A 16646-nucleotide genomic window follows, 5' to 3' on the forward strand; every position below is an offset into this window, starting at 1 on the left:
CACTTGTGTTAACTCGCTGGATGTGAGTTGAGAAGCTTGTGTAATTGTTTTGTGCAATTAAATTGATTCTTATTAGTCCATATGTTTTTGGGTTCATTTGAACTCATATCTATCATCAAAAATATCTAAAGTCAGCCTTATGAAGTTATCTAAGTTTAAGTTTAATTTACCTCAAGAACTTATTGCTTTACATCCTGCCTACAATCGTGATGAATCTCGATTGATGGTACTTCACAAAGATACCGGAGAGATTGAGCACCGTATTTTTAAAGATGTTATCGAATATTTCGATGATAAAGATGTGATGGTATTTAATAATACCAAGGTTTTTCCTGCCCGTTTATACGGAAATAAAGAAAAAACAGGAGCTGAAATCGAAGTATTCTTATTGCGCGAATTAAATCGCGAGCAAAGGTTATGGGATGTTTTAGTTGATCCTGCTCGTAAGATTCGTATTGGAAACAAGCTGTATTTTGGTGATGATGATTTGTTAGTTGCCGAGGTAATTGATAATACAACATCACGAGGAAGAACCCTTCGTTTCTTATTTGATGGGCCATACGATGAGTTTAAAGAAGCTCTGTACAGTTTGGGTGAAACACCGCTTCCAAAGTTTATCAACCGTGAGGTTGAAGCTGAGGATGCTGAGCGTTTTCAAACTATTTTTGCAAAGCACGAGGGAGCCGTTGCAGCTCCAACTGCAGGCATGCACTTTAGCCGTGAGTTGATGAAGCGTCTTGAAATTAAAGGAATCAATTTTGCTGAAATTACGCTTCACGTAGGTTTGGGTAATTTTAGAGATGTTGACGTTGAAGATTTAACGAAACATCGAATGGATTCAGAGCAAATCTTCATTAACGATAAGGCTGTTGAAATTGTGAACCGGGCAAAAGAAGGAAAACATAAGGTTTGTGCTGTTGGTACAACTGTTGTTCGTACGCTTGAAAGTTCAGTTTCAACAATGGGTACGCTTAAGCCATTTGAAGGATGGACGAATAAATTTTTATTCCCTCCTTATGATTTTAGTATTCCAGATGCAATGATTTCGAACTTCCACTTACCATACTCAACACTAATGATGATGGTAGCTGCTTTCGGAGGATATGATAAAGTAATGGAATGTTACAAACTTGCAATTAAAGAGAAGTACCGTTTCGGGACTTACGGTGATGCCATTTTGATTATCTGATAGCTCTTATTATTTATATTAAATATAAATTTAAGCCATTCCATTTTCTGGGATGGCTTTTTTTTAGTTTTGTAGTATGAGCATAAGATTAATTAATTTCCTATTAGGGATTCTTATTTTCCCAAGTACCATTTTTGCATTTAACTCTGTTAAATCAGATATGGATTTTGCGAAGAGTCATGAGAAAGATTCAATTTCAAATTTTAAGGGCTCAATATTAAAAAGTGAAGCGTTTAATAAAGGGAGTTTTATTTCTTTTGAGGATCTTCTTTTTGGGAAAGTTTCTGGCTTGTTAATTACACCTGAAAATGGAAGCCCTGGCCAATTTAATCAATTGTCCATGCGAGGTCAATCTCGTATTACTGACAATGTTAATCCCTTAATCATTATCGATGGAATTCCTCTTTATTTTTCAATGGATATTCCAGGAATAGAAAATAATACAATTAATAGTATCTCAAATATTATTAATGTGTCGGATATAGAAAGTATTCAAGTATTAAAAGATGTGGCTGCAGCTGCAGTCTATGGGAACGATGCGTATAATGGAGCAATTTTGATTACTACTAAGCAAGCAGGTCTAAGTAATAAAACAAAGGTTCGATTTATCTCAAAGACCACCCTCAGTTATCGATCGAACTCAGCAGATATGATTTCTGCCAATGAATTTAGATCTTTAATAAAAGAAGATTATCCAAATGAAATAAAGTATTTGGGAAATGCTAATACCGATTGGCAAGATGTTATTCATCAGACAGGGGTTGGAACTGATCAACATTTAAGCATTGATGGTAACATTAAAGATACTCCATATAGAGTATCTGCAGGTTATACTAAGCGAAATGGCGTAGTTAAAACGACTGAATTCCAACGAAAATCTTTTGGAATCAGTGGTAGGAAGTTATTTCTTAATAATTATTTAAGCTTAAATTTAAAACTGAATGCGTCTAAGTTAAAGAATACTTTTGCAGATCCTGATGCATTTTATTGCGCATTATCAGCTGATCCAACTCAAGCTTTGTATGATAATTCGGGAGATTATAATTATGAATTATACGATTACAATCCATTAGCATATTTAAAGCAAAGGAGTGATAAAAATAAATTAGATATATTATCTGCCCAATTAGGGTTTAAGTATAGTTTACCTTTTCTACCTAAACTGAATATTACCGGACAAGTAAGTATAGATAAGGAGGATGCTGATAGAAATGGTTTTGCAAATAATCCTGAGGTAATATCCTCTTCATGGTACGAAAAGTATAGATCAGAAGTGAATTACAAACAGAATATGAGATATTATAATCTGGGTTTAGATTATTTGTTTCAAAGCCATAATAAAAAGAATCTCTTATTAGTAAATGTTTCTGGAGAAATAATAATCTTTGAAAGAGATCTTGAATCTCGATATGAGAGTAAATCCAGAAATTCATTAATGTTTGTGAACAAAGATTATAAAAGAAAGGCTTTCATATTATCTGCTGATTATAGCTATGGTGAAAGATTATCTATAAACTATATTTATAGACAAGAAAAGGAATATAATGATGATTTTGACTTCGACTGGCAGTATACAAAATCTTTGGGATTCGTTTATTCTTTAATAAAGCAGAAGCAATTTTCCGAGTTTGATTTTGTAAATGATATTTCTTTAAAAGGTTCTTACGGGAAGTCTGGTGACGTTGATGAAGATCTTTATTGGGCGAACATTATAAGTACAGAAACGCTTGATTTTGAACTTTATTTCTCACTTTTTTCAAAACGCTTATTAGGAAAGATTGAATGGTATAACAGGGAAAATGAATCGATGATGAATATTTCTTCTTCTGCCCCCTCAGGATATACTATTCATTACAACTATCCTTATACAATACGTAATAAAGGTTGGGAGTTTTCTTTATTAGCGGATCTTATCGACAAAAATAATTTTTCTTGGAACTTAGACTTTAACTTAAGTAGGAATAATGGTGAAGTTGTAAAATTTCCAGAAGGATTAAATTCCCATTATGAAGCCTACAAAGCCTATAACTTAAATCGTCCATTAAATAGCTTCTATTTGATGAAGCAAGTTTATGATGATAATGGAAATCCTGTTCAAGATCTATATGTTGATGATTACAAGAAGTTTATCATGGGGAGTTCTATTCCAAAGCTATTTTGGGGATTGAGTTCTAATTTTGAATATAAGAGGTGGGCATTGAATTTTACAGTGAGAGCTAACTCAGGTGGTTATACTTTTTCAAGAATAGATCGAAGGTTTAGTTTTCCATCGTATCCATTCCAGAATGTAAGCAGGTCTTATTTAAATAAACGTTTTGTGTCTGATAATTATTCCGACTACTATCTCCATAACTCATCATTTCTTCATTTGGAGAATATCAGCCTGACTTACAATGCCAATAATATTTTTCCTAAGCATATTAATGCTAAGTTTTATTTAGTAGGACAAAACTTAAAAACCTGGACCTCTTATAAGGGATTAAATCCAGATACTCAGGATGGAATTGATTACAATAATTATCCACGTCCAAGAACAATTACTTTAGGTGTAGAATTATATTTTTAATGTGTATGAAGAAGTTGGTTTATTGATTGCATTTTTGTTCGCTACGATTTTGAAAAGGAGGTGAAGAGCGTCTTTTTTTTTTATATTTTAGTGCATTCTAAAAATTGAATCATAACTCAACTCACATGTACACTTTCAACGAACTTCAAACTCAAATTCAGGACAGAATTGATACTTTGGAGTTTACTACTCCTCCCGAAGGCCTATTTGAGCCAATGAAATATATCCTTTCTATCGGGGGTAAACGATTACGCCCTATTCTGGTTTTAATGGCAGCCAATCTTTACAAGAATGACCTTGAAAAGATCTATTTGCCGGCAATTGGAATTGAGGTTTTCCATAATTTTACGCTGCTACACGATGATGTAATGGACAATGCGCCAATCAGAAGAAATATGTCCACCGTTCACGAAAAGTGGAACTCCAATGTGGCTATTCTTTCGGGGGATGCTATGTCCATTAAAGCCTATCAATTTATAGTGAGTTGTGAAAATCAGCATCTAAGTTCTGTACTTGAAGTTTTCAATCAAACAGCACTTGAGGTTTGTGAGGGACAGCAATTCGATATGGAGTTCGAGGATAGAACAGACGTGCGTGTTGAAGAGTATTTAAATATGATCCGTCTTAAGACAGCCGTTCTTTTGGGAGGAAGTCTTAAAATGGGTGCTATTATGGGGAATGCTGATGCCGATGATGCTGAGGCTTTGTATCAGTTTGGTTTAAATTTAGGAATGGCATTCCAACTTCAGGATGACATGCTCGATACCTTTGGTGATGAAGCGGTTTTTGGAAAGAAAATCGGAGGTGATATTCTTTGCAATAAGAAAACGTTTTTGTTGATTAAAGCTCAGGAATTGGCTAATGCCAGCACCAAAGCTGAGTTGTTACAGTGGATGAGCCTGGAAGATTACAATCCGGAAGAGAAAATTGCAGCAGTTAAAAAGATTTATGAAGATCTAAATGTACGTGATTTGGCACAAATTGAAATTGATAAATATTTTGAGTTATGCTTAGATTACCTGACTTCGGTTAAGGTTGAAGAAGAGAAAAAGGAGAACCTGACTTTACTGGTAAAGCGCCTGATAAATCGTTCCGTTTAAGTTTATTAAAAATATAAGATAAGTTCATCCTTTTTGAGGAAAAATGCTAAATTTGTCATCACACGATAATAAATGTTCCAATAAAATAAATGCAATGTCACAAAATATTGGCAAAATAGTTCAGGTAATCGGTCCTGTAATCGATGTTAGTTTCGAATTGGAGGGTACTGTACTTCCTGAAATCTACGACGCATTAGAGGTCGTAATTGAAAATGGTAAAAATTTAGTTGTTGAATGTCAGCAACACATTGGTGAGAATACGGTTCGTGCGATTGCGATGGACTCGACTGATGGCTTGAGAAGGGGAATGGATGTTATTGCAACAGGATCCCCTATTATTATGCCAGCTGGTGATAAGATAAAAGGACGTCTTTTGAATGTAGTGGGTGAAACCATTGATGGAATTGAAGGGGTTGATAAAGAAGGCGGGTATTCTATCCATAGAACACCACCTCATTTCGATGAATTAAAAACAGAATCTGAGGTTTTCTATACAGGGATTAAGGTTATTGACCTTATTGAACCATATGCCAAAGGAGGTAAGATTGGTTTGTTCGGTGGAGCCGGTGTTGGAAAAACCGTTTTGATTCAGGAGTTAATAAATAATATTGCAATCGGACAAGATGGTTTGTCTGTATTTGCAGGTGTAGGTGAGCGTACCCGTGAAGGGAATGACTTGCTTCGTGAAATGATCGAATCAAAGGTTATTCGTTACGGCGAAGAGTTTGAGAAAGATATGGAAAAAGGAGGATGGGATTTATCTAAAGTGGATAAAGAAGCTTTAGATAAGTCACAAGTATCCTTGGTCTTTGGTCAGATGAATGAGCCTCCTGGAGCCCGTGCTCGTGTTGCTCTTTCTGGTTTGACAGTTGCGGAGAGTTTGCGTGATGGTGATGAGAAGTCTGGCGGACGTGATATTCTTTTCTTTGTTGACAATATCTTCCGTTTTACACAGGCTGGATCTGAGGTGTCTGCACTTCTTGGTCGTATGCCTTCTGCGGTAGGTTATCAGCCGACTCTTTCTACAGAGATGGGTACGATGCAAGAGCGTATTACGTCAACACAGCGAGGTTCTATTACATCGGTACAGGCGGTATATGTACCTGCCGATGACTTGACCGACCCTGCTCCGGCAACAACATTTGCCCACTTGGATGCAACAACTGTATTGAATCGTAAGATTGCAGAGTTAGGTATTTATCCAGCAGTAGATCCATTGGATTCAACTTCTCGAATTTTGACTCGTGATGTCGTTGGTGATGCTCATTATGACTGTGCTCAAAACGTAAAAGAGCTGCTACAACGTTATAAGGAACTTCAGGATATTATTGCCATTCTTGGTATGGAAGAACTTTCTGATGAGGATAAATTGGTGGTACACCGCGCTCGTCGTGTTCAGCGTTTCTTATCTCAACCTTTCCATGTTGCTGAGCAGTTTACAGGTCTGAAAGGATGTTTGGTTCCAATTGAGGAAACCATTAAAGGGTTCAACATGATTATGAATGGTGAAGTTGATAAGTATCCTGAAGCAGCATTTAACCTTGTAGGTAATATTGAGCAAGCTATTGAAAAAGGCGAAAAATTATTAGCAGAAGCTTAAATACAGAAGTGTTTTAAGTACTTTCAAGTTTAGGTACTTGTAACTTTAAATTGATAAAAATGCTTTTAGAAATTGTAACTCCTGAGAAGAAAATATTTTCAGGTGAAGTTGATCTTGTTCAATTACCCGGGATAAATGGCTCTTTTGAGATTCTTAAGAATCACGCACCGATTATTTCAACTCTTGACCGTGGTGTGATTAAAATTAAAACTGCAAATGGGCAAATAGAATTGTTCGAAGTTGAGGGCGGCGTTGTTGAATGTAAAAAGAATACAGTGATTATTTTGGCTGATTAGGGCTGAGATTTTATGATATTAAAAGAGGCTTGTCGTTTTTCGACAGGCCTTTTTTCTTGCTATGAATTTGAGTATGAATTACTGATTTGGATTAACTATATTTATATAAAGATTATCGATTTGAAATATAGATTGTTCTGAGTTAAATTTGTTTATCAAGCTTTTCAGTTCGACTCCTTTTTTTATTTGATGAGCTGAAGAATGATCAATCCATAAAAACAAAATCCAATCAATAAACATCTACTAAAACAAAATTTTATGCCAAACTTAAGTACAAATTATTTAGGATTAGAATTAAAAAACCCGATTATTGTTGCAAGTTCGGGCCTTACTGATTCTGTAGAAAAAATTAAGGAACTTGAAGAAAATGGTGCCGCTGCTGTTGTTCTTAAGTCGATCTTCGAAGAGGAGATTATAATGGAAATGGATGAGAAAATGTTGAATATGACAAGTCGTCCATATGTCTATCCTGAAACATTTGATTATATGAACGAAGAACCGGAAGAGGACATCGTTCGAAAATATTTGCGCTTAATTAAGGAAGCAAAAGAAGCGGTATCTATTCCAATCATCGCGAGTGTGAATTGTGTGAGTTCTCAAAAGTGGACTTATTTGGCTCGTGAAATTGAAAAGGCCGGGGCTGATGCTTTAGAAATAAATTTCTTTGTTTTGCCAACCGACTTAAATCGCTCTGTGGATGAGAACGAAAATATTTATTACGAGGTTTTAAAAGTTGTAAAGGAACAGGTTGCTTTACCTGTATCGCTAAAAATAAGTCCTTATCATTCCAACTTGGCTCATATGGTTAAGAAATTGGATGATTCGGGAGCCGATGGCATTGTGATGTTTAATCGTTTTTACAGCCCTGACATTGATATCCACAACCTGACATTAAATACAGGACAGGTATTATCAGGCGCTGACGATTTTAAAAATACTTTGAGATGGGTTGGTATTCTTCGTGATAGAGTTAATTGCTCAATTGCTGCGACTACAGGTATTCATTCTTCAGAAAGTATTATCAAACAATTATTGGCGGGTGCTGATGCTGTCCAATTGGCTTCAATCATTTATAAAGAAGGGCCAGGTTATATCGATATTCTGACTAAAGAAATTTATTCATGGATGGAAGAGCAAGGTTTTGAAAACTTAAGCGATTTCCAAGGAAAGCTGAGTCAGGATAAGTCAAACGATCCTGCTGCTTTTGAGAGGGTTCAGTTTATGAAACATTTTAGAAATTTTGTGATGTAAATCATTAGTCATAATAGTTTTAAGCCGAATTGGAGTCTTTCCGATTCGGCTTTTTTTATTTTTTATGAAAATTATAAGTAAGGTTAATCTCTGTTAAAAAATGTAATAAGCTCAAAATCTATCCTTTTCAAATGATATCTTTAGCTGTCACTAAAAAGAAAACTAGCCTTGAAATCGATTCATTTTGTCCTCATATGCTTAAGTTGCTTTGTACTGTTTCCCTTTATTTCCAGTGCACAAAATTCAGAAAAGAATGAGAGTTTCATTCTTTCGGGTAAGGTGGTTGATGCAGCTACAAATGAAGGAATACCTTATTCACACATTAAGATTGATAATACCTACTGGGGTGTTATTTGCGATAGTCTGGGTTTTTTTAAAGTTCAAATAAAGCCCAATCAAAGCCTTAAAGTATCTTCCTTAGGATTTGCTGAACAAATCATCCCTGTTACCTCAGAAATAACTGATGGAACTGCATTTCAGGAATTAAAATTGAATAGAATATCCTATATGCTCGAAGAGGTTGATATTTATTCTTTAGGTACTTGGAATCAGTTTAAAGAAAATTTTGTGAAAATGGAATTGCCTGAAGAAAAGAATGTGACGAGCGGTTGGGATTTTGGTAATTTGAAACAATATATGCAGGCGGCTGTTGCCATGAACAGACCTGGTATAGGCCTGGGTATATCTTCAAATAGAAAGTTTAAAGATAGAAAGCAGAGAGAACATGTTGCCAAATTAAAAACAAGTGAGTATAAAGCAGAGATTATAAAGAGCAAGTTCAATAAACAATTGGTGCAGGATATTACCGGTGAAACAGGAGAACGGCTTAATGCTCTTATGGTTTATATTAACGAAAGAGAACATTTTACCTATCAAACTCGTGATATTTATATCGTTCAAAGAATAAAAGCTTTATACGGCACCTTTGCCATGGACTATGTAGAGGGGGAATATGAATATGCTTTGGATGATAGTACAAAGACACTGATAAATCATCTTCGTCCGGGAAAATAGCCTTGTTTTATAATAGAGGCGTGAAAACCCTTGCCAGAGATTCCTTTAGTTTTTGACTCTTAGATCGCGTTTGCCATGTTAATAGATCAATTGCTTCACTATCTTCCAGATCTTTTAAGAAACGGGCTCTAAGTTCCAATGTGATCGTTTCATCGTAGATAAGTGCATTTACTTCAAAATTCTGTTCAAAGCTTCTGATATCCATATTGGCCGTTCCAACTGTTGATATCACACCATCTACCATCATAATTTTACTGTGATTGAATCCTTTTTTGTAGAAGTAGATTTTAACTCCGGCTTCCAGTAGTTCTTCGATATAAGATAGAGTGCCATAAAAAGTCATTGTTGAATCGGATTTCTTAGGAATTAAAACCTTTATATCAACCCCGCTCATTGCAGCTGTCTTTAATGCCATCAAGAGGCTGCCATTGGGCATGAAGTAGGGCGAAGAGATGTATACATTTTGTTTAGCTGAGGTGATCGCCGAGAAATAAGCCTGTAAAATACTTGCCCAATCAGAGTCAGCTCCCGAGGATACAATTTGTAAAAGACAGTGCTCTTTAACTTTAAAATAAGGGCGATATTTTTCATCAAGAAGAACTTCCTGACGGACAAAATACCAATCGATTAAGAAAACAATTTGCAAACTACTGGCTGCCTCTCCAACAATTTTCAGGTGAGTATCCCGCCAGATACCAATATCCGGAATTCCATTTTTATACCGATCGGCAAAGTTTAAACCACCTACAAATGCTGTCTTCCCATCAACAACTATAATTTTTCTATGATTACGATAGTTGATTCGATTGGTTAAAATTGGAAAATGAACAGGTAAAAAAGCATGAATTTTTACGCCCACTTTTCTTAAGCTATCAATATAATCCTGACTGAGTTTCCAACTGCCAACTCCATCGTATATAATTCTAACTTCAACTCCAGCTTTTGCGCGATCTATTAAAATTTCATGAAGCTCATTGGCTAATTCGCCATCTTCAATGATATAGTATTCCAAATGAATATGATCTTCTGCTTTGCGAAGTGTGTTGAATATTTCAGAAAATGTCTCTTCGCCATCATTAAGAATATGGACTTTGTTTTGTCCTGTAAGGAGTGCTTTTGAATTGTTGAGCAAAAGTGTCATCACATTTTTCTTCTCATGAATACACTCGTCTTTTAAGAAATTACTTTTTTCAAGTTTTCCTTTTTGATTATGGCTTAAAGTTTCCAACCATTTGAGGTCGCCAAGTTCTTTTAGGCTAAACATTTTTTGTTTTCGATAGCTCTGACCGAATACCAAATAGCATACTAAGCCGATAATCGGCAAGAGTATAAGGACAAGAATCCAGGAGATTGTTTTTTGTGGACTACGGTTTTCAAGTATGACAACAATAACCGTAAAGATGATTGTTAGCATATAAATGATGCCCAGTGCTCCAAAGAGGTATAGCCAAATTTCATTCCAATTGAAAACCATAAGTTTAATTTATGCTAAGGTAAATCGTGAAACGCATAGACAGAAGATTTGTATATTTGTTTTAAAATCCGAACGATATGAATTCAGCACATAATATTAAAAGTATTCAAAATCTTTTTAAAGAGGAACTTAAAACGTTTTATCCTCAAAGAGAGATTGAAAATATATGTTATCTTCTACTTGAACACTTACTAAATTACTCAAAAATTGAGATTCAATTAAATAAGAATGAAAAAATTGAACAAAATATCTTTGACCAGATCTCAAAGGCTTTAAATGACTTGAAACAATCGGTTCCAATTCAATATATTATTGGCGAAACAGAATTTTATGATCTTAAATTTAAGGTGAATAAACAGACCTTAATTCCCCGACAGGAAACTGAAGAGTTGGTACATGCCATCATTCAAGAAAATAAAATTAAATCGCCTAAGATTCTGGATATTGGAACGGGGAGTGGTTGTATTCCTATTGTTCTTGCTCATCATATCAATAAGGCTTGTGTGAGTACGGTTGATATATCTGCAGGAGCGATAGAAAAGGCAAAAGAGAATGCATTATTGAACGAGGTTACAATTGATTTTTACCATCGTGATTTTTTAAAATGGGAAGATTACAGCTGGGATAATGATTTTGATATTATTGTGAGTAACCCGCCTTATGTGAAAGAATCAGAAAAAGAATTGATGCAAGATAATGTACTTGCTTACGAACCGCATTCGGCGCTTTTTGTTACTGATACGGATCCTCTAATTTTTTACAGACGAATTACTGAATTTGCTAAAGGTCACCTGAAAAAGGGTGGTAAACTTTATTTCGAAATTAATGAAGCTTTAGGTCATGAAATGCTCGAGCTTCAGAAATCTATGGGTTTTTCATCTGTTCAATTAAGAAAAGATCTAAATGGTAGAGATCGCATGACTTCAGCAGAATGGTAATTGTTCAGACCTCAAAAATTTCATTAATATTCAATGATGGATTCAGAAGATAAAAAAGCGAAAGAAATTAGTTATTCTTCAGCACTTTCGAAGATGCAATTTATTTGCAGCCGACAAGAAAAGTGTTGTTCGGATATTCGGAAAAAACTTGAGAATTGGAATTTGTCTTATGACGATCAGGATAAAATTATTCAGTCTTTGATAGATGATAAGTTTATTGATGAAAAACGATATACAGGTTTTTATGTGCGTGATAAGTATAAGTTTAATAAATGGGGGCGCATTAAAATTTCGCATCATCTTAAGCAAAAGCAAATTCCTGAATATCTGATTATGGAGGCTTTTGATAGCATATCAAAGGAAATTTATGAGGATAACCTTGAGGAGATGCTTCGTGCAAAAATGAAAAGTACACGCGAAGAGGATCCTTATAAATTAAAGGCAAAGCTTTATCGTTTTGCACAATCGAGAGGGTTTGAGTCGAATTTGATTTTACGAAATATTGAGAAAATATTACATAAGGATGAATAATCGTTTAGTCAGTAATATGTTTTTAGCAAAGAATATCTAACTTTAAATTTCATCCAAATCAAATACTATGATTAGACTTTTACGCTATTTTTTATGTTTTTCCCTACTTATTATTGTAAGTAATAGCTTTGCAGGTAGACGAGCCCCGAAATGGATTAAAAATCGGCCTGTTTCTTCGGAATATTATATTGGTATTTCCGTTGTAAACAAAGGCGTGTCTAATTATATGGAGGTGGCAAAAAATAAAGCTTTGCAAGATTTAGCTTCTCAAATTTCTATTCAGATTTCTTCCAATTCAGTTTTGCATCAATTCGAAGATCATTCCGGTTTTAAAGAGGAGTTTGAATCCAAAGTTCAAACTTCATTGGTTCAGGAATTAGAGGGATACGAATTGGTTGCTTCATGGGATAATAAAAGGGGAAATGAGTACTGGGAGTATTATCGTTTCTCGAAAAGTCAATTTGCATTATTGCAAAGATTAAAACTGAATAAGGCTAAAAAAATGGCTCAAAATTATTTTGAGGAAGCTCAGAGCTATGAGAAAGAACGGGATATTATTCAGGCTTTAACTTATTACATAAAAGCAATTGATGCCGTTAAGACGCATCTTGATGAGGACTTGTCGGTAATGACTTTTGAAGGATCGTTGAATTTAGGAACTGAGATTTATAAGCGTATTCAGAATATTTATTCCGGCATTCAGCTTGTTCCTGTAAAAAAGAATATTAAGATAGAAATTTCAACCGCAGTGAAGGAGCCTTTTTTAGTTAAGGCCAATTGGCTGACAGATGAGGGCGAAACTGAACTCGTGAATTTACCTTTAAGTTTCAAGTTTGTTGTGGGCGAAGGGCTTTTGAATAAATCGGTCAATACCGATGAGTTTGGATATGCAGCATCTCAATTGATACGCGTTACATCTAAACAGAAGCTTCAGAAAGTTGCGGTTGCATTGGATGTGTCAACACTATTGAATCCGGATGATGAAGATTTTGAGCTTTATAAAATGTTTTTAACTCCGGAATTAGTTCCTCAATGTGACATTATTTTAAATGTGGAACGTTTGAAAGCCTATATGCTTTTTAGTGAGAAAATATTTGGGGAAGATTCCAGTAGATCAATTCTCAAGAATGCGATAAAAAAAGAATTATCCGAAAATTTCTTTTCATTTACCAATGATAAAGATAGTGCCAATGTAATTCTTGATGTTAAAACAAATGTAACCAAGGGAGAGATAAAAGAGGGACGGAACTATAAGGTGCATATCGTTTATTTGGATTGTTTTTTCTCATTGACTGATTTAAAATCGGGTTTTGAGATTTTTAACGATGCCATTTACGAGGTGAAAGGAATGAAACCTGTGAGCTATAATTATGCTGTGAAAGAGGCTTACGAACAAGCTGTTGAAGAAATACACAATACCATAATACCAAAACTGAATCAGTTGGATCTGTAGCAGATTTAACTTATTAAGTATAAAAAATCAGTTAGTATTAAAGCTATATATACAATAGATTTTGAAACTGAAGTAAAAATTGAAAACTATGAAATTGAATAATTTAAAACAGACATTTATCCTGGGATTAGGGATAATAATGACAGCAGGATTAACATCTTGTGGTTCTAGTGAAAAGTTAGTTTCGACAAAGTCGCAGGGAGAAGAATTGATAGAAGTGCACTGTACAGGTAGTGAGTATCAAAGTGACAAAAAGCATTTTAGAGCCTCTGCAATTGGCGAAAGCTTGGATCAGATGGTATCTAAGAAAAAAGCGGGAACTAATGCACGTGCTGAGTTGGCAACTTTGATTGCATCAACTATAAAAGGAACCATTGATAGTTACGTGAATTCAACAGAGCTAAATAATGTTGAACAGGTTGAAGAGCGTTATGAAGGCCTGACTCGTGAAGTTATTAATCAGCAGTTGAATAACATTAAGGTTATTTGCGAGAAGCAAACTCGTACAACTCAAAACAAATACAAGACGTATATTGCTCTTGAAATGAGTGCCGAAGATTTAGAAAAAGCAATCGAGCTAAAATTATCTCAGGACGAAAAATTGAAAGTTGACTACGATTACAATAAGTTTAAAGAAACTTATGAAGCTGAAATGCAGAAATTAGAAAGTAAGCAGAGAGGTTTTTAATCAATCTTAGTGATATAAAAAACAGCGCTTATCCATTGGGTAAGCGCTGTTTTTATAAATGTACTTTTTTAGATCATACTAATAAGCTGGACACAAACAATTAAAAAGACCATGGCAATGGGGTAAACCGTTGCGTAGGCTATGGCCTGAGCATTGGAATCAGTCATGCCATCTACAGCTGCTAAACCCGGTGTGCTGGTCATACTTCCAGTGAGAGCTCCAAGCAGATTAAGCAGGTTCATTTTGAGCCAATAGTGACCGATAAGTGTTGTGATGAGCATCGGAATAAGGGTGATGAGGATTCCAATACCAAAAAGTAGCATGCCCGATTCCTGAAAGGTTTCGACAAGTTTAGATCCTGCACTGGTCCCTACTACAGCCAAAAACATAAGCAAACCCAATTGGCGAAGCAATTGGTTAGCTGACCCCGACATAGTCCACAAAACGGGTCCGGTTTTGCCAATTCTGCTCAGAACGAGAGCGACCATTAAAACACCACCGGTTAGTCCTAATGAGAATGTAAAGTCATCAGAAAAAGAGATTTTGAGTTTCCCAACTAATACACCTAAGACAATACCCGTGGCGATAGGAAAAAAATCGGTATCGGATAGTTTTTTTACATCGTTGCCAAACAGGTGACGGATGTTGTTGATATTTCCGGTTCCGCATGCCACAACTAATTTATCTCCAAAACGAATTACCGATTTTGAGCTGGGAGCGATATCAATTCCGGATCGTCTGATTCGTGTGATTCGGGCATTGTAGTTTGAAAGCACATTGAGTTGCCCGATGGTTTTGTTTACAACTTCTTTGTTGGTGACAAGAATTGTTTCAACGACATAATCAATGCTTAGCGGAATTTCTTCCTGAGTTTCTTCGCCAATTAAAATTTTAGCTTTTTCAAGTGCCTGTTCGCTTCCAATCAGTTTAATGATATCATTTTTGTGAAGAATCGTATTGGGACTAGGAACAATGGTTGTTCCCTCATGCATAATGCGTGTGATATTCGCTTGAGTCATAGCACGTACTTTAAGCTCACGAATGCTTTTCCCAACTATTTTCTCATTCTCAACAACGAAGTTTCTATTGAATAATTCAGGATGTTTTTTCAGATCTTCATCCTCCAATTGTTTTGCTTCTTTGTCAATATCTACACCAACCAATTTGGGGTACAATCGAACAAATAAGATGACGCCAATAACTCCAAAAGGATAAGCGATACCATAACCAATTGATGAAAGTGTTGAGCCCGTGCTTTCAATAGCAGCTGCTAAACCCGGCGTGCTTGTTAATGAGCCTGTAAGTAAACCAATAGCTATTTTAAGATCGACATCAAATGCATAAGCCAAACCGACAGTGATTAGTGATGCGCTGGAAATGAGTACAAAGGCCAGAATAATAAGCTGACGACCATTTTTTTGAAATGATTCAAAAAAACCTGGACCTGCCTGTATACCAATGGTAAAAATAAAAAGTGTAAGTCCAATTTTTTGAATATCGATGGGAATACTGACTCCCAAATGCCCAAAAACCAAGGCAACAAAGATTACTGCTGATACATCAAGGGAGATGCCTTTGATTTTGATGTTTCCAATTATAAAACCGATTGCTACGATTAAAAATAGAACGAAATAACTTGATGATAATAAATCCATAGGTGAACTAAGATGATATGTATTTTATGGCCGCAAAGTTAAAACAGTTTTTTTATAAATAAGAGACGAGTGTCCGATTTGTCAGTTAGTTCTTATAAAGTACCGAATGTTATAGAAAATAAAAATGCGACTTCCTCGATTGAGAAAGTCGCATGAATTTTGATACTAATTATCTTGTTACATCAGGAAATTGAAATCGTCTGTAGCTTTAAGTTCATATGGGTCTGAACCATTTTTGAAAATGCGACAGCTTCTGTCTCCAATTAAACTGATTTTGCCATCCTCAACTAAAAACATGGTTGCTTCACGCAAACCTGCCACATACATATCGGGATTAATAACCAAAAACTCATTAATTCGGTCTTCACGGGTTTCTCCACCATGTCCTTCCGGGTTTTTATCCAGATAGTGTGGATTGATTTGGAATGGAATCAGGTTTAAAGCCTCAAATCCCAGAGGATCGATAATTGGCATATCGTTGGTCGTCTTAATTGTAGGACAAGTTAGGTTTGAACCGGCACTCCATCCAATATACGGCACTTTGTCATTTATAACCTTGTTGCGAATGGCATCGGTCAAGTTAAATTTATGAACCATATGCAATAGGTTCCAGGTACTTCCGCCACCAACAACGATGGCTTCAGCTTCTTCCACAGCTTTAATCGGATCTTCGAAATGATGGATAGATACAATATCATGCCCAATTTCGTTGAATCGATGTTTAACTTTTGCTTCGTAATCGTCAAAAGAAACTGTGACTCCGGCATAAGGAATGAATAGAGCCTTTACGGGTTTATTCCCTAAAAATTCTTTGATATTATTCTTGGGGTAATCTAAATATTCTTCACCAGGATTGGTTGAGTTACTAATTAAGAGAAGTCTCATTATTTT

14 protein-coding genes are annotated in these 16646 nt (G+C 35.4%); 11 read left to right on the forward strand and 3 right to left on the reverse strand.

Annotation, left to right across the window (positions count from 1 at the left end; all coding sequences use genetic code 11):
• Positions 1–139: 139 nt before the first annotated feature.
• The 7 genes from queA (at position 140) to EO244_RS14450 (ending at position 9016) form a co-directional block, all read left to right on the forward strand.
• The gene (gene queA / locus EO244_RS14420) at positions 140–1189 is read left to right on the forward strand and encodes a tRNA preQ1(34) S-adenosylmethionine ribosyltransferase-isomerase QueA (protein ID WP_129255398.1); all 1050 of its coding nucleotides are present in this window, start codon (positions 140–142) and stop codon (positions 1187–1189) included.
• 76 nt (positions 1190–1265) lie between these two features.
• Positions 1266–3755 (forward strand): TonB-dependent receptor plug domain-containing protein, encoded by a 2490-nt coding sequence (locus EO244_RS14425; RefSeq protein WP_129255399.1) that lies wholly within the window; start codon positions 1266–1268, stop codon positions 3753–3755.
• Between the two features lie 125 nt (positions 3756–3880).
• Positions 3881–4855, forward strand: a complete 975-nt coding sequence (locus EO244_RS14430) for a polyprenyl synthetase family protein (RefSeq protein ID WP_129255400.1) — start codon at positions 3881–3883, stop codon at positions 4853–4855.
• Positions 4856–4949: 94 nt separating this feature from the next.
• Positions 4950–6455, forward strand: coding sequence for a F0F1 ATP synthase subunit beta (atpD, locus tag EO244_RS14435; protein WP_129255401.1), 1506 nt, complete (start codon positions 4950–4952; stop codon positions 6453–6455).
• 59 nt (positions 6456–6514) lie between these two features.
• A complete protein-coding gene (atpC, locus tag EO244_RS14440; protein ID WP_129255402.1) occupies positions 6515–6751 on the forward strand; it encodes an ATP synthase F1 subunit epsilon in 237 nt (78 codons plus the stop codon).
• A 258-nt stretch (positions 6752–7009) separates the two neighbouring features.
• Positions 7010–8002, forward strand: a complete 993-nt coding sequence (locus tag EO244_RS14445) for a dihydroorotate dehydrogenase-like protein (protein ID WP_129255403.1) — start codon at positions 7010–7012, stop codon at positions 8000–8002.
• A 168-nt stretch (positions 8003–8170) separates the two neighbouring features.
• Positions 8171–9016: a carboxypeptidase-like regulatory domain-containing protein gene (locus EO244_RS14450; RefSeq protein ID WP_164977508.1), complete on the forward strand. Its 846-nt coding sequence runs from the start codon at positions 8171–8173 to the stop codon at positions 9014–9016.
• A gap of 7 nt (positions 9017–9023) precedes the next feature.
• Here EO244_RS14450 and cls read toward each other — a convergent pair whose 3' ends face one another.
• Positions 9024–10490: a cardiolipin synthase gene (gene cls, locus EO244_RS14455; protein WP_129255405.1), complete on the reverse strand. Its 1467-nt coding sequence runs from the start codon at positions 10488–10490 to the stop codon at positions 9024–9026.
• Positions 10491–10567: 77 nt separating this feature from the next.
• Between cls and prmC the strand changes: the two genes are divergently transcribed.
• The 4 genes from prmC (at position 10568) to EO244_RS14475 (ending at position 14100) form a co-directional block, all read left to right on the forward strand.
• Positions 10568–11428 carry a peptide chain release factor N(5)-glutamine methyltransferase gene (prmC, locus tag EO244_RS14460; protein WP_129255406.1) on the forward strand — a complete coding sequence of 287 codons (861 nt, stop codon included), beginning with the start codon at positions 10568–10570 and terminating at the stop codon, positions 11426–11428.
• A gap of 36 nt (positions 11429–11464) precedes the next feature.
• Positions 11465–11959 (forward strand): regulatory protein RecX, encoded by a 495-nt coding sequence (locus EO244_RS14465; RefSeq protein ID WP_164977509.1) that lies wholly within the window; start codon positions 11465–11467, stop codon positions 11957–11959.
• Positions 11960–12026: 67 nt separating this feature from the next.
• Positions 12027–13412: an LPP20 family lipoprotein gene (locus EO244_RS14470; protein WP_129255408.1), complete on the forward strand. Its 1386-nt coding sequence runs from the start codon at positions 12027–12029 to the stop codon at positions 13410–13412.
• An 88-nt stretch (positions 13413–13500) separates the two neighbouring features.
• A complete protein-coding gene (locus tag EO244_RS14475) occupies positions 13501–14100 on the forward strand; it encodes a hypothetical protein (RefSeq protein ID WP_129255409.1) in 600 nt (199 codons plus the stop codon).
• A 68-nt stretch (positions 14101–14168) separates the two neighbouring features.
• On the opposite strand, the gene EO244_RS14480 is transcribed toward EO244_RS14475, so the two are convergent.
• Positions 14169–15755 (reverse strand): aspartate:alanine exchanger family transporter, encoded by a 1587-nt coding sequence (locus EO244_RS14480; RefSeq protein ID WP_129255410.1) that lies wholly within the window; start codon positions 15753–15755, stop codon positions 14169–14171.
• Between the two features lie 177 nt (positions 15756–15932).
• Positions 15933–16640 carry a dipeptidase PepE gene (gene pepE, locus EO244_RS14485; protein WP_129255411.1) on the reverse strand — a complete coding sequence of 236 codons (708 nt, stop codon included), beginning with the start codon at positions 16638–16640 and terminating at the stop codon, positions 15933–15935.
• Between the last annotated feature and the right edge of the window lie 6 nt (positions 16641–16646).

This window comes from Ancylomarina salipaludis, assembly GCF_004122035.1.
In the GTDB taxonomy this organism is placed as follows: Bacteria; Bacteroidota; Bacteroidia; order Bacteroidales; family Marinifilaceae; genus Ancylomarina; species Ancylomarina salipaludis.

Coding starts and splice junctions, on each gene's coding strand:
- EO244_RS14425 (WP_129255399.1), top strand. CDS start 1,266: ATGAGCATAAGATTAATTAATTTCCTATTAGGGATTCTTATTTTCCCA.
- EO244_RS14475 (WP_129255409.1), top strand. CDS start 13,501: ATGAAATTGAATAATTTAAAACAGACATTTATCCTGGGATTAGGGATA.
- atpD (WP_129255401.1), top strand. CDS start 4,950: ATGTCACAAAATATTGGCAAAATAGTTCAGGTAATCGGTCCTGTAATC.
- EO244_RS14465 (WP_164977509.1), top strand. CDS start 11,465: ATGGATTCAGAAGATAAAAAAGCGAAAGAAATTAGTTATTCTTCAGCA.
- EO244_RS14430 (WP_129255400.1), top strand. CDS start 3,881: ATGTACACTTTCAACGAACTTCAAACTCAAATTCAGGACAGAATTGAT.
- EO244_RS14445 (WP_129255403.1), top strand. CDS start 7,010: ATGCCAAACTTAAGTACAAATTATTTAGGATTAGAATTAAAAAACCCG.
- cls (WP_129255405.1), bottom strand. CDS start 10,490: ATGGTTTTCAATTGGAATGAAATTTGGCTATACCTCTTTGGAGCACTG.
- EO244_RS14480 (WP_129255410.1), bottom strand. CDS start 15,755: ATGGATTTATTATCATCAAGTTATTTCGTTCTATTTTTAATCGTAGCA.
- EO244_RS14470 (WP_129255408.1), top strand. CDS start 12,027: ATGATTAGACTTTTACGCTATTTTTTATGTTTTTCCCTACTTATTATT.
- atpC (WP_129255402.1), top strand. CDS start 6,515: ATGCTTTTAGAAATTGTAACTCCTGAGAAGAAAATATTTTCAGGTGAA.
- pepE (WP_129255411.1), bottom strand. CDS start 16,640: ATGAGACTTCTCTTAATTAGTAACTCAACCAATCCTGGTGAAGAATAT.
- prmC (WP_129255406.1), top strand. CDS start 10,568: ATGAATTCAGCACATAATATTAAAAGTATTCAAAATCTTTTTAAAGAG.
- queA (WP_129255398.1), top strand. CDS start 140: ATGAAGTTATCTAAGTTTAAGTTTAATTTACCTCAAGAACTTATTGCT.